Below are 12,558 nucleotides of genomic sequence, written 5' to 3'. Positions count from 1 at the left end.
ATTTTGACAGCCTTGATAGATTACTTTTATTTTTGATGGTTCAATACTTAAAAACTCAATAATATCTTTCTTAGTTTGTTCGCTTATCGCAATGACAACATTTGCTTGTCTGGCAGCTTTTCTGAACTTATAAAAATGAATATTTCTATCAAAAAAAGAATAAAATTCGGGATAACGCATAAAAATTAAATCGTGAATTGTAACAACACTTTTAATTTTTGATTTTTTTAATCCAGAAGGCAATTCACCAGAAAGTCCATGAAAAATTTCAATTTTGTCATCAATTAAATCCTTAATGACACCCTTTTGTCTCCAAATATTCTTGAATTTTTTTGCCCAATACGATTTCGGGTTTTTCTCAAAAACGGTTACATTATTTACTTCAAATAATTCATTTTTGGCAACTTTTGGATTGTATAGAAAATAATTGTTTTTAGGAAATTCGTTACTTAAAATCCGAAGCAAATCACGACTGTAATTTCCAAGTCCTGTTTTATTGTGAAAAATTCTTTTTGCTTCGTAGCCTATATTCATCTATTTAATTTCAATGGCAATGACAAAAATCAATGGCAATTTTAAATTTTTATAACTTATTAATTCGTAATTCGTAATTCTTTTCACTAAACTGCTACATTATATTCCCTCAACGCATCGTTTAAACTTGTTTTCAAATCTGTTGAAGGTTTGCGTTTCCCAATGATCAAAGCACAAGGCACTTGAAATTCTCCCGCTTCAAACTTTTTGGCATAACTACCAGGAATAACCACCGAACGAGCAGGAACAACCCCTTTATATTCAATAGGTTCAGCACCAGTAACATCAATAATTTTAGTGGAAGCCGTCAAACAAACATTTGCACCCAAAACCGCTTCTTTTTCCACACGAACACCTTCCACAACTATACATCTTGAACCAATAAAAGCGCCATCTTCAATAATAACTGGAGCCGCTTGCAAAGGTTCCAAAACGCCACCTATACCAACACCACCACTCAAATGTACATTTTTACCAATCTGAGCACAACTTCCAACAGTAGCCCAAGTATCCACCATTGTGCCTTCATCTACATATGCACCAATGTTTACATAGCTCGGCATCAAAATCACACCTTTGGAAATATAAGCGCCAAAACGCGCCACAGCAGGCGGAACCACACGAATTCCTTTCTCGGCATAACCTGTTTTTAAAAGCATTTTATCGTGGTATTCAAAAATTCCAGATTCCCAAGTTTCCATTTTCTGAATCGGGAAGTACATCACCACCGCTTTTTTCACCCATTCGTTTACTTGCCAGCCAGTTGAAGTTGGTTCAGCCACACGTAATTTTCCAGTATCAAGTAAGTCAATTACTTCTCTAATGGCTTTTGTAGTTGTTTCTTCTTGTAATAACGCTCGATTTTCCCAAGCTTGCTCTATGGTTTGTTGTAAATTCATCATCAAAAAAATATTTTAAGCAAATATAAAACCTTTTTCTTTAGAAGCGAATGGCTTGGGCATATTTACTATGGCAATTCCTGCTTTCCATTACAATCTTTTTAAAATTGTAACACTTCGACAAGCTCAGTGTGACAATTTTAAAAAAGATTTCCACTTCAATCAGGGCTGTCAGATAAAGTTTTAGGGATTTCTATATAGTTTTAGGCTATCTTTTTTAGAGAAATATTTTGTACATTTGTTTACCAAAATGTATCGCTATGGAAACGCTCACAATTCAATTTGAATCCAACATAAAAGCAAAAATTTTAGAAATACTAAATTCTTTTCCGTCCAACGAACTTAAAATCGTTAACGAAGATCCAGTTTTCGCAGCAAATAAAAAAATGTTAGATGCTGAACTAGCTAAAATAAAAAATGGCACCGCAAAGCTAAATTCCATTGATGAAGTTGATGAATATCTCGATAAAATAATCTCCGAATACGAAAATTAATTTATCTGGTGAATATTTGTTAAATTTAGAAAATCAAGTTAGATATATTTCAAGAGACAAACCAAATGCAGCAAAAAAGTTTAAAAATGAATTGCTTAAGAATTTAAGAAAAGATCTCAAAACCCCATTTCACTTCAAAAAATCAATTTATTACAATGATGAAAACATAAGAGATTATGTTTTTAAAGGTTATACTTCAGTTTATGAAGTAGATATTATTAAAAATACAGTTTTTGTTTTCGGATTCATAAAATAAAAAGAAACCCTATAAATGCCTAGAATTCTCGCCATTGATTACGGACAAAAGCGTACTGGAATAGCCATTACCGACGAAATGCAAATTATCGCTTCCGGATTAACCACCATTGAGTCACCAACTGCAATTGATTTCCTGCGAGCCTATTTCTCCAAAGAAAAAGTCGAAAAAGTGCTCATTGGCGAACCCAAACAAATGAATGGAGAACCTTCAGAAAGCACTGAAATTATTGAAAAATTTGTAACCAAATTCAAAAATGTATTTCCCGAAATGGCAATAGAACGCGTAGATGAGCGTTTTACTTCAAAAATGGCATTTCAAACCATGATCGACAGTGGACTTAAAAAGCAACAACGCAAAAACAAAGCCTTGATTGATGAAATTTCAGCCACTATTATGTTGCAAGATTATTTAAATAGAAAATAATTGTAAAATCTAATTGTCATCTTGAGCTTGTTGAAGGATGAAATCCAAATTCATAATTTTAATTCGTAATTGTTAAATAGAAAATGGCTCGTCAAAAAATAGAAACCGATATTGTCTTAATAGGAGCTGGAATAATGAGTGCTACATTAGGATTACTATTAAAAGAATTAAATCCTAATTTAAGAATTGAAATCTTTGAGCGACTCAATATTGCCGCCGCTGAAAGTTCCGATGCTTGGAACAATGCAGGAACTGGTCATGCCGCTTTCTGCGAACTCAATTATACACCCGAATTGGAAGACGGAACAATAGAAACCAAAAAAGCCCTAAAAATATCTGAATCATTTGAAGTTTCCAGACAGTTTTGGAGCTACTTGGTCGAAAAAGGATTGCTTCAAAATTCAGAAAATTTTATTAAGAGTGTGCCACACATGAGTTTTGTTTGGGGCAATGAAAACGTAGAATATCTCAAAAAACGATATGAAGCTTTGCAAAAATATCATCTATTCAAAGCCATGCAATATTCCGAAGATATTAATCAAATAAAAGAGTGGGCACCACTAGTTATGGAAAACCGAAACTCCAAAGACAAAATTGCTGCCACTACAATGAAATTTGGTACCGATGTTAATTTTGGATCTTTAACTCGAAGTATGTTTAAATATTTGGAATCTTTAGAAGGCGTAACCACTCATTTTAATCATGAGGTCTATGACTTGAAAAAGCGTGAGGATGGAAAATGGAGAATTAAAGTAAAAGATATTGCAAGCGGTGAAAAGAAAAAAGTATATACACCATTTACTTTTATTGGAGCAGGTGGCGGATCACTCTTATTATTAGAAAAAGCAAATATTCCAGAAGGCGAAGGTTTTGGCGGCTTTCCAGTAAGTGGACAATGGCTCAAATGTACAAATCCAGAAGTGATTAAAAAACATGGAGCCAAGGTATATGGGAAAGCATCTGTTGGCGCGCCACCTATGTCAGTTCCACACATTGACACTAGAATGATTGATGGTGAAAAAGCTTTGCTTTTTGGTCCATACGCTGGTTTTTCTACCAAATTTTTGAAAAATGGTTCGTATTTCGATTTGGTAAAATCAATTGAATTAAACAACATAAAACCAATGCTTTCCGCAGGAATTCATAATATTCCATTGACAAAGTACCTTCTAGAACAAGTATTTCAATCTTCAAACGATAGATTGAAAGCTTTGCAAGAATATGTTCCATCGGCAAAAAAAGAAGATTGGATTTTGGAAAATGCAGGACAGCGAGTTCAAGTAATCAAAAAAGATGCGGAAGGTCGAGGAATTCTCGAATTTGGAACAGAAGTTGTTTCTGCAGAAGATGGATCACTTTGTGTTTTGTTAGGTGCATCGCCTGGCGCATCGACAGCAGTTTCTATTATGATAGATTTGATTCAGAAATGTTTTCCAAATGAATCAAAAACTGAGGCTTGGCAAACAAAATTTAAAGAAATAATTCCTTCATTTGGACAATCTGTGAACGAAAACCCAATTTTGTGCGATGCCATTAGAGAAAAAACCAATCAAGTTTTAAAATTGAAGTGTTAAGTTTTATGACAATTGTTATAAATTATTTACTTTTGCAGTCGAATTAAAAGTTTCAACTCTGTTGTTCCCTGATTTTTTTATTACTAATCATTGAATACTGAATACTGAACATTGAATACTAATAAAATGATATTACCAATTGTAGGTTACGGCGACCCAGTTTTACGCAAGGTTTGCGAAAAGGTTTCCAAAGATTATCCAAATTTAAATGAAGCCATACAGAATATGTATGATACGATGTACAACGCATCGGGTGTTGGTTTGGCTGCGCCTCAAGTAGGCTTGCCTATCAGAATTTTCATTGTAGATACTGATCCTTTTAGCGATAGTGATGACATTTCAGAAGAAGAAGCTGCGTTATTAAAAGGTTTCAAAAAAACATTTATAAATGCTAAAATGATTTCCGAAGAAGGTGAGGAGTGGTCATTTAATGAAGGATGTTTGAGTATTCCAGATGTGCGTGAAGATGTTTATCGCAACGAAAAAATTACGATTGAATATTTTGATGAAGACTTCAACAAGAAAACAGAAGTATATGATGGATTAATTGCTAGAGTAATTCAGCATGAATACGACCACATTGAAGGAATTTTATTTACGGATAAGATTTCTACTTTTAAGAAACAATTGATTAAAAAGAAGTTACAAAATATAATGGAAGGCAAAGCGCGTCCAGATTATAGAATGAAATTAGTAACAAAAAAAAGATAGTTTATACTAATAAATTTAGTATTTTCGATATTACAAAATAACGATTCAACGATTAAACAATAAAAATGAATTTAGAAAAAATATTAGCTATTTCTGGAAAACCAGGATTATACTCTTTGAAAGTACAAACAAGAACTGGATTTGTAGCAGAATCATTTATAGACGGAAAAAGAATAACAGTAGGTTTGCGTAGCAATGTGAGTTTACTTTCGGAAGTATCAATGTATACTACTACAGAAGAAAAACCTTTGGTTGATGTAATGAGAAGTATTGCCAAGAAAGAAAACAATGGTCCAACACCAGCTTTTAAAGATGATAAAGTGCAATTGGCTGCTTACTTTTTAGAAATTTTACCAGATTACGATCAAGATAGAGTTTATGCTTCAGATATTAAAAAAGTAATCAATTGGTACAATATTCTACAAGCCAAAGGGTTGGTTTCGGCTGAGGAACCAGCAAAAATTGAAGCAAAAGAAGAAAAATCTGAAAAAACCGGTGCTTCAACGGAAGCTAAAGCAGTAAAAGTGCCAAAAACAGTAGCGCCTAAAAATGCTGGAATGGCCGCTGCTAAAAAAGCACCAGCGCAAAAAGCTACGAAGTCAACTAAAAAATAGTGATTCGTCTTATAGTCATAACATGTTAAAGTCGTAAACTCTTTATGACTTTCGACTTTAAGACTTTCGACATTTTGCCTTTTTAACAAAAATATAAGTCCTGCATTTGAATTTCATTTGCGGGATTTGTTATTTTTACCATCAAGATTTTAATGTAAAGATCAAAGTACGCGAATAAATTATCGAATAGCCCTGATGGAAGTGTAAATCCTTTTTTAAAATGTCATACTGAGCTTGTCGAAGTGTTACATTTTAAAAAAGATTGAAACGTACAGCAGGAACAAGGATTGTAAAAATGCCCAAGCCATTCGCTTCAAACAAATTAATATAATGAATTCACGACAAATACAACTGGATGCTTTTGGAAGATTACTCAACATTATGGATGAGTTGCGCGAAAAATGCCCTTGGGACAGGAAGCAAACGTTGCAAACTTTACGCCATTTGACCATCGAAGAAACCTATGAGTTGGGCGATGCCATTTTGGATAATAATCTGGAAGAAGTTAAAAAAGAACTTGGAGATTTGTTGTTGCATATTGTTTTTTATGCCAAAATTGGTAGCGAAACCAATAGTTTTGATATGGCAGATGTGGCGAATGAAATTTGTGATAAATTAATTCACCGTCACCCACATATTTATGGTGATGTTGTTGTGGCTGATGAAGAAGAAGTGAAACAAAACTGGGAAAAATTGAAACTAAAAGAAGGTAAAAAATCTGTTTTGGAGGGTGTTCCCAAGAGTTTACCAGCTTTGGTAAAAGCTTCGAGAATTCAGGAAAAAGTAAAAGGTGTGGGTTTTGATTGGGAAGAATCGCATCAGGTTTGGGATAAGGTTGAGGAAGAATTATCTGAGTTTCAGGTTGAAGTTGCTGCGGGAAACCAAGACAAAATGGAAGCTGAATTTGGCGATGTTTTGTTTTCAATGATAAATTATGCTCGATTTTTGAACATTAATCCAGAAGATGCTTTGGAGCGAACTAATAAAAAATTTATTAAGCGTTTTCAGTATTTGGAAAGTAAAGCAGACGAAATAGGCAAACCTTTAATGGATATGACATTAGCAGAAATGGATGTTTTCTGGAATGAAGCTAAGAAAATGTAGTGTTCAGTGATCAGTGTTCAGTTTTAAGAAAATTGATTTTTGAAATTGAAATTGATTTTTGAAATTGAAAATGATTTTTTGAAATTGATTTTTGATATTCCCATTCAAGTTTAATTGGAACAATTTTTGATATATTTACCAAATGAGGTTATTTAAGTTTATAATTTTATTCATTTTTTTTTCGATAAGCGTTTTTGGACAAAACGATTCGGCTATTCCGTCTTTGGCATTTCCTAAAGTTGAAAATAAATTTGAAGTAAAAAGCAAACCAAAGGCTGAATCTACACCGCAGTATTCTATTTCAAAACCTTTCGAAATAACAAAATTTAAAAGTGCACCAAAAACATACGATGCTCCTAAACTCACCAATCCAAATCAGTTTAATTCTGTTGTTAGCGATTTGGATCCTGGATTACCATATGAAAAAAAATTGAATCCAACCAAAGTCAATGATGATGAAAGTACCATTCCATTTCGAGGAAATCAGTTTCTTGGTGAATTTCGAACTGGTACAAATGCTGTCGGAATAATATACCGTGATTTTGGTCTTGTAGATGGCGATGTGATTCGAGTATTGGTCAATGATAAAGTAGTTGTTTACGAAGTTCGTTTGGGTGGAAATTTTCAAGAATTAAACTTACCGCTACAAAAAGGGTTTAATAAGGTTGAATTCATGGCTTTAAATCAAGGAACATCTGGACCAAATACTGCGGAATTTCAAGTTTATGATGAAAAAGGGGTTTTAATATCTTCGAATCAATGGAATCTAGCAACTGGATTCAAAGCTTCTATCGTTATTGTTAAAGAATAAAAAAGCACAAAATTCAAACTGAATTTTGTGCTTTTAAATATAATTTATAAATCTTACAAACTCCTAATTTGTCTTAATTTTTCTTTCCAAGTAGCCAACTCTTCTTTTTGTTTCTCGATATTTTTCATCACTTCAAGAACCATTGGACTGTCTTTTTTGGCTTTTGCAAAAAACTGTATGTTATTTTCCAATTGAAAAATTTCGTTTTGAACTTCATCAACTTTTCTCATTAAGAAAATCTTCTCACCATCAATTTTTTTAGTATCGTTTCCTTCAGAAAGTTGATCTAGTCTGTTGGAAAAACGCATCATTTCAGTATCTTTTTTACTCAAACTCAGTTTTTCGAATAAAGTATCTAAAATTTTATTGAATTTGCCTTCAATATGTCGTCTCGCAAAAGGAACTTTGCCTATATTTTTCCAAGCTTCAATGTGGACTTTTATAGCGTCTAAGTCTTCTTTGTGTGTTCCTACCAATTGAAAATCTTTTAGTTTTTCAAGGTATTCTTTTTTCTTATCAAATGCTTCAATTTCAACGGCTTCACTTTCATTTTTTTCTGCATGCAACCTGTCAAAATAATGATTACAAGCTGTTTTAAATGCACTCCAAACGGTATCTGAATATTTTCTAGGTACATGGCCAATTTGCTTCCATTCCTCTTGAATTTTTTTCATGATTGGAGTAGAAACATTAAAATCTGTGCTTTCTTGCAATTCTTTTGCACGGGCTACAAGTGCATTTTTTTTATCAAGATTGGTTTGTTGGTCCTTTTTTATGTCCTTGTAAAAAGAATTTTTATGAATATTAAAATTCCGAACAGCACTTTTAAACTCGCTCCAAGTTTGTTCATTTACATCGTTTGGAACTTTTCCAGCGCTAAAAAATTGCTCACGCAAGGCTTCCACTCTGTCAACTAAAACTTGCCAGCCTGAATGTATGTCTACTTTTTGTGTAGCTATAGTTTCAATTTCGGCAATAATTTCTTTCTTTTTGGCCAAATTATCAACTTCGCTTCCGCGTTGTATTGCAAAAATGGCTTCACGTTTGTCATGCATTTGTTTGGTTAATTCACTAAAAATCTCCCAAATTTCTTCTCTTTTTTCTCTCGAAACTGGACCAATATCTTCTTTCCAAATTTTGTGCAATGATTGCAATTCTCTAAAAGCTTTCATCACATCGACTTCATTTATAAGTTCTTGTGTTCGGGCAATTATTTTTAACTTGGCTTCCAAATTATGTTTAAAATCAATGTCTCTAGCTTCACGATCCAAATGCAAATAATCATAAAAATTTTCGACATGAAAATGATAATTGTTCCAAACATGATTGTATTTGTCTTTAGGAATTCCGCCAGCAGTTTTCCAACGCTCACGCAAATCGTTAAATTGTTTGAGACTATCTTTTATATTTTCGCTAGGATTTATCAATGTTTTTAGCTCTTCAATCAAAGCCAATCGAGTTTGTAAGTTTAATTTTAGGTCAGATTCTAAACTCTTGAAATGGTTGTTCTTTTTAGTTCTAAAATTATTATACGCCGTATCAAATTTAGATTTTAATGGAAAATGATATTCAAATTCTGTTGCTGATTCAGGGTTTTCATGAATAAATTCTTCTTTTTTTTCTTCAATGAAGTGATTGTATTTTGATAAAAATGCAGATTTTATTTCTTCCACATGATTTTTAACAGACATTATTTTGTCACTTGAAATGAGCTTTTCTAACTCGTCAACCAAATTTTCCATTGACAATGCTTCATAGTTCTGCATGGGTTCATCATGATTGTCATGTGCACTTGCATCTTCGCTCACTTCGGCATTTAAATTTTGAATTTCTTCAATTGCTTTATTTTCAGCACTTTGATTTTCTACTATTGACTCTTGTGCTTTGTTTCCATCTGTCTGCGACAGGTTATCATGTTCTTCTTCTTGCATTGTGCAAAATTTTTACAGTTGTTTGACGCCGAAGTTACTAAAAACAGAGCAAAATGAAAAGTAAAAGCTTTATTTATACTCGTTTTTATTTAATTTTTATTATAATATTAATAATTTGTACTTTGATGAGGTTTTAATTTTAGTACTATCTCATTAAACCTTTTCAAAACTAATATGTCTATCTATTATAAATTAAAATTGATACAATGAAAAATTTGAAATTTGCCCTAATTATTACTTTTTTACTTTCGTTGAATTCCAATGTGATAAGTGCTCAGGAAAATGACAAAAAAGCTGAAATGGTTGCAGAGATGAAAATGGCCAAGGAAAAATTGGCATTATCGGACACTCAAGAAATTACTTTTAAAGAAATCACGAAAAAGTATGGTTTAAAAATGAAAGCTGTTAAGAATAGTGATGTTAATAAAAGAGATAAATTAAAAAGCATGAAATCTATTAGAAGCGAAAAAAATGCTGAAATGAAAACATTACTTTCTGAAGAGCAATACAAAGCTTATATTGAATCGCAAGAAGAGAGAAAGGCTAAAATGAAAGATCAAAAAAATAAATAATTACTGATTCCAAATCTGCCAAGCTTCCTCAGCTTGAAAAATTAGCATATTATACCCATTTTGAATAATGGCTCTGTTGCTTTCTGCTTTTCTTAAAAATTCTGTTTTTTCAGGATTGTAAATAAGGTCGAAAGCAATGTGTTTTGAGGTAAAGTTTTGGTACGGAATATCTGGAAATAATTGAACATTTGGGAAAGTGCCAAGTGGTGTACAATTAATAATTATTTGATAGTTTCGAAAAGTTTCTTGATTTAATTCTTGGTAAGATATAGTTCCATTATCTCCATTTCGAGATACCAATTTACTTTCAATATTTAATTTTTTTAAACCAAAAACAACTGCTTTTGCAGCTCCACCAGTTCCTAGTATCAAAGCTTTTTTATGGTGATTTTTGAGTAATGGTTCGATACTTTTATTAAAGCCTAAATAATCTGTATTGTGACCAATTAATTTTCCAGAATCTGTAATTTTTATCGTATTTACAGCACCGATTTCTTTGGCATTACTTGATAATTCATCCAAAAAAGGAATAATGGATTCCTTGTATGGAATGGTAACATTTAAACCAATTAAGTCAGAATTATTTTTTATAATTTCAGGAAATTGGTTTATATTCTGAATATCAAAATTTTCATACGAATAAATACTGTCTATTTTTTCTAATTTAAACTTTGTTGTAAAATAATTTTGAGAGAAAGAGTAACTTATGTTTTTGCCGATTAATCCGAGTTTTTTCATTAAATGAAACAAAAAATTTCACATTTCGAACGGACTATTTTTCCGCCTTCCATGCCTGGATTCCATTTTGGAGACTTAGCTAGTACTCGCAAACCTTCTTTTTTTGAATCAAAACCAAAATGTCTGGTTATTCTCATAGCAGATAATGTGCCGTCTTTTTCAACTATAAATTCCATTAAAATTTTAATTGGTTCTCTAAAAGATGGAACTTTATCTGTGACTACAAAGTTTTCTTTGAAAAATTTTTCAAAAGCTTCCATGCCGCCAGGAAATGTTGCTGGTTTTTCTATGGCTTCATTAAAATAATAAGTGTTTGGGTTTTCAATTTTTGTGTTATTAACCTGTGAATTACAAAAAAATACTGAAAATAAGGCGCAAATTAAAAACAAATTCTTCATTCTAGTTACTTTTTATATTTTGTTACACATTCTTGAACGATTTGACTCTCCCAAACTACAGGAAAAAAATCTTCTATAATTTTTCTATTTTTATAACTTTGTCGCAGACCATTACTTAAATGAAAAATTCCTTTTTCGTTCTCACTTAACATCAAATACAAACCACCCAAACGGTATTCCACTTCAAATTCTTCTGGAAAATACTCCGTCGATTGCAATAAAGTGTTTATAGCGGCATCAAACTCTCCTAAATATTGCAAAATATCTGTCCAAAAAAGCCATGTGTCCAATTGAACATCACCATATTCTACAGCTTTTCTGTATCCATATTCAGCTTCTTCGAACAAATTTAAAGATTTATTTATAGATGCAAATCGTTTCCAGTATAATTTATTCTCACCATCTATTGAAATGGCTTTATTTACATAATAAAGTGCTTTCGAAAAGTTTTTTTGGCGGAAATAAAAATCTGTTATGGCTATCCAGCCTTTGTCCAAAAGTGGGTCTTCATGAACCGTTTTATTGTAATATTTTAATGCCGAAACATGGTTTCCTAATCTTTCATAGCATTTTCCAATTCTTAATAACGCATAAGATGTTGGATCGTCTAGTTTAATAGTTTCCTGATAGTTTTCAATAGCTTCTTCGTATCGTTTCAGTCTTTCAAGTGCTTTTGCTTTTTCCATAAAAGCACCCAAGAATTCATCGTCAATTAATGTTGCATACTCAAAAGCAACCAATGCTTCTTGGTAGTTTTTTATACCGTAATGCAATCTACCAAGCTGATGCCAAGCGATTTCACTATATGGATTTTTATCGATATATTTTGTGACATATTCAATAGCTTCTTGATCTTGGTCTAAAAATTCAAAACAATAAACTACATTATACAAACTAGATTGCTCTTCAACTTCTTCTTCAAGACACTTAATAAAGTTTTCTTTGGCAAGTTCCAAATCGTCTAGAAATAAATATTCCATGCCAATAAGATTGTATACATCTGCAAAATCATCGGTATATTTTAAAGCAATCTTTAAATATTCAACTGCTTTTTCGTGGTCATCACGTTTAGAGCAGATGTTGGCTTTTTGAATAAAAATTTCTTCGTTTGTGGGTTCAATAGCATAAAGCTCATTGAGCATTTTTTCGGCTATGTCTAATTTATCGTCATACACAAGCATTTCTACTTGTACAAGTTTTAAACCTGTTGATTTTGGATGCTGTTCGAGTGCTAATTTTAATGCTTTTTTGGCTAAAGCTGGTTTTCCGATATCTAAATAATGTAAAATAATATCCTCAAATTCTTCTGAATCAAAAAACAACACTTTGTTTGTTTTTAGCATCGATTCAAATTTTGATAAGGATAAGCTATAATCGTCTTCATCTTGGCTCAAGTACATACTCATTTTTTTTAATGTTATCCAGTATAAATTTAGGAAACGTTTGCTTGGTAGCAGTCATAAAAATCAATTGTTTTGAACAATTTAATTAACATT

Annotated in this window: 15 protein-coding genes; 9 read left to right on the top strand and 6 right to left on the bottom strand. The window is 32.1% G+C overall.

The window, feature by feature from the left end:
• Together RMN92_RS12155 and RMN92_RS12150 are read right to left on the bottom strand one after the other, a co-directional pair.
• Positions 1 to 534: glycosyltransferase (locus RMN92_RS12155; RefSeq protein ID WP_309609709.1), on the bottom strand; the 534-nt coding region annotated here is incomplete at its 3' end.
• An 86-nt stretch (positions 535 to 620) separates the two neighbouring features.
• Complete coding sequence (locus tag RMN92_RS12150) at positions 621 to 1,436, bottom strand: 2,3,4,5-tetrahydropyridine-2,6-dicarboxylate N-succinyltransferase (RefSeq protein WP_309609708.1); 816 nt, start codon at positions 1,434 to 1,436, stop codon at positions 621 to 623.
• Between the two features lie 257 nt (positions 1,437 to 1,693).
• On the opposite strand from RMN92_RS12150, the gene RMN92_RS12145 reads away from it, so the two are divergent.
• The 8 genes from RMN92_RS12145 (at position 1,694) to RMN92_RS12110 (ending at position 7,423) form a co-directional block, all read left to right on the top strand.
• A complete protein-coding gene (locus RMN92_RS12145; protein ID WP_309609707.1) occupies positions 1,694 to 1,927 on the top strand; it encodes a hypothetical protein in 234 nt (77 codons plus the stop codon).
• Between the two features lie 16 nt (positions 1,928 to 1,943).
• Entirely contained in the window at positions 1,944 to 2,183 is a 240-nt protein-coding gene (locus RMN92_RS12140; RefSeq protein ID WP_309609706.1) for a type II toxin-antitoxin system RelE/ParE family toxin, read from the top strand.
• A gap of 15 nt (positions 2,184 to 2,198) precedes the next feature.
• A complete protein-coding gene (gene ruvX / locus RMN92_RS12135; RefSeq protein WP_309609705.1) occupies positions 2,199 to 2,609 on the top strand; it encodes a Holliday junction resolvase RuvX in 411 nt (136 codons plus the stop codon).
• Between the two features lie 83 nt (positions 2,610 to 2,692).
• Positions 2,693 to 4,183: a malate:quinone oxidoreductase gene (locus tag RMN92_RS12130; RefSeq protein ID WP_309609704.1), complete on the top strand. Its 1,491-nt coding sequence runs from the start codon at positions 2,693 to 2,695 to the stop codon at positions 4,181 to 4,183.
• Positions 4,184 to 4,309: 126 nt separating this feature from the next.
• Positions 4,310 to 4,894, top strand: coding sequence for a peptide deformylase (def, locus tag RMN92_RS12125; protein ID WP_309609703.1), 585 nt, complete (start codon positions 4,310 to 4,312; stop codon positions 4,892 to 4,894).
• A gap of 65 nt (positions 4,895 to 4,959) precedes the next feature.
• Positions 4,960 to 5,508 (top strand): DUF5606 domain-containing protein, encoded by a 549-nt coding sequence (locus RMN92_RS12120; RefSeq protein ID WP_309609702.1) that lies wholly within the window; start codon positions 4,960 to 4,962, stop codon positions 5,506 to 5,508.
• A gap of 330 nt (positions 5,509 to 5,838) precedes the next feature.
• Entirely contained in the window at positions 5,839 to 6,612 is a 774-nt protein-coding gene (mazG, locus tag RMN92_RS12115; protein WP_309609701.1) for a nucleoside triphosphate pyrophosphohydrolase, read from the top strand.
• 142 nt (positions 6,613 to 6,754) lie between these two features.
• On the top strand, positions 6,755 to 7,423 hold the full coding sequence (locus tag RMN92_RS12110; RefSeq protein WP_309609700.1) for a hypothetical protein: 669 nt from the start codon (positions 6,755 to 6,757) through the stop codon (positions 7,421 to 7,423).
• Positions 7,424 to 7,476: 53 nt separating this feature from the next.
• On the opposite strand, the gene RMN92_RS12105 is transcribed toward RMN92_RS12110, so the two are convergent.
• On the bottom strand, positions 7,477 to 9,354 hold the full coding sequence (locus RMN92_RS12105) for a DUF349 domain-containing protein (protein ID WP_309609699.1): 1,878 nt from the start codon (positions 9,352 to 9,354) through the stop codon (positions 7,477 to 7,479).
• 206 nt (positions 9,355 to 9,560) lie between these two features.
• On the opposite strand from RMN92_RS12105, the gene RMN92_RS12100 reads away from it, so the two are divergent.
• Positions 9,561 to 9,926, top strand: a complete 366-nt coding sequence (locus RMN92_RS12100; protein WP_309609698.1) for a hypothetical protein — start codon at positions 9,561 to 9,563, stop codon at positions 9,924 to 9,926.
• Here RMN92_RS12100 and aroE read toward each other — a convergent pair whose 3' ends face one another.
• From aroE to RMN92_RS12085, 3 genes are read right to left on the bottom strand one after another with little or no spacing between them, the layout of a single operon-like run.
• Positions 9,927 to 10,664: a shikimate dehydrogenase gene (gene aroE / locus RMN92_RS12095; RefSeq protein ID WP_309609697.1), complete on the bottom strand. Its 738-nt coding sequence runs from the start codon at positions 10,662 to 10,664 to the stop codon at positions 9,927 to 9,929.
• Positions 10,664 to 11,062 (bottom strand): hypothetical protein, encoded by a 399-nt coding sequence (locus tag RMN92_RS12090; RefSeq protein ID WP_309609696.1) that lies wholly within the window; start codon positions 11,060 to 11,062, stop codon positions 10,664 to 10,666. Before RMN92_RS12090 ends, aroE begins: the two co-directional genes overlap by 1 nt.
• 5 nt (positions 11,063 to 11,067) lie before the next feature.
• A complete protein-coding gene (locus RMN92_RS12085; protein ID WP_309609695.1) occupies positions 11,068 to 12,462 on the bottom strand; it encodes a tetratricopeptide repeat protein in 1,395 nt (464 codons plus the stop codon).
• Positions 12,463 to 12,558 lie beyond the last annotated feature (96 nt).

The sequence above is a fragment of the Flavobacterium sp. genome, assembly GCF_031363805.1.
GTDB lineage: Bacteria > Bacteroidota > Bacteroidia > Flavobacteriales > Flavobacteriaceae > Flavobacterium.
Note: the sequence above shows the minus strand (reverse complement) of the source record. Positions and strands in the feature narration are given on the sequence as shown.

Bases quoted from the DNA above. Each gene is read 5' to 3' on its own strand.
- aroE (WP_309609697.1), bottom strand. From the start codon at position 10,664: ATGAAAAAACTCGGATTAATCGGCAAAAACATAAGTTACTCTTTCTCT.
- RMN92_RS12110 (WP_309609700.1), top strand. From the start codon at position 6,755: ATGAGGTTATTTAAGTTTATAATTTTATTCATTTTTTTTTCGATAAGC.
- RMN92_RS12085 (WP_309609695.1), bottom strand. From the start codon at position 12,462: ATGTACTTGAGCCAAGATGAAGACGATTATAGCTTATCCTTATCAAAA.
- RMN92_RS12105 (WP_309609699.1), bottom strand. From the start codon at position 9,354: ATGCAAGAAGAAGAACATGATAACCTGTCGCAGACAGATGGAAACAAA.
- RMN92_RS12090 (WP_309609696.1), bottom strand. From the start codon at position 11,062: ATGAAGAATTTGTTTTTAATTTGCGCCTTATTTTCAGTATTTTTTTGT.
- def (WP_309609703.1), top strand. From the start codon at position 4,310: ATGATATTACCAATTGTAGGTTACGGCGACCCAGTTTTACGCAAGGTT.
- RMN92_RS12150 (WP_309609708.1), bottom strand. From the start codon at position 1,436: ATGATGAATTTACAACAAACCATAGAGCAAGCTTGGGAAAATCGAGCG.
- RMN92_RS12145 (WP_309609707.1), top strand. From the start codon at position 1,694: ATGGAAACGCTCACAATTCAATTTGAATCCAACATAAAAGCAAAAATT.
- RMN92_RS12130 (WP_309609704.1), top strand. From the start codon at position 2,693: ATGGCTCGTCAAAAAATAGAAACCGATATTGTCTTAATAGGAGCTGGA.
- ruvX (WP_309609705.1), top strand. From the start codon at position 2,199: ATGCCTAGAATTCTCGCCATTGATTACGGACAAAAGCGTACTGGAATA.
- RMN92_RS12120 (WP_309609702.1), top strand. From the start codon at position 4,960: ATGAATTTAGAAAAAATATTAGCTATTTCTGGAAAACCAGGATTATAC.
- RMN92_RS12100 (WP_309609698.1), top strand. From the start codon at position 9,561: ATGAAAAATTTGAAATTTGCCCTAATTATTACTTTTTTACTTTCGTTG.
- mazG (WP_309609701.1), top strand. From the start codon at position 5,839: ATGAATTCACGACAAATACAACTGGATGCTTTTGGAAGATTACTCAAC.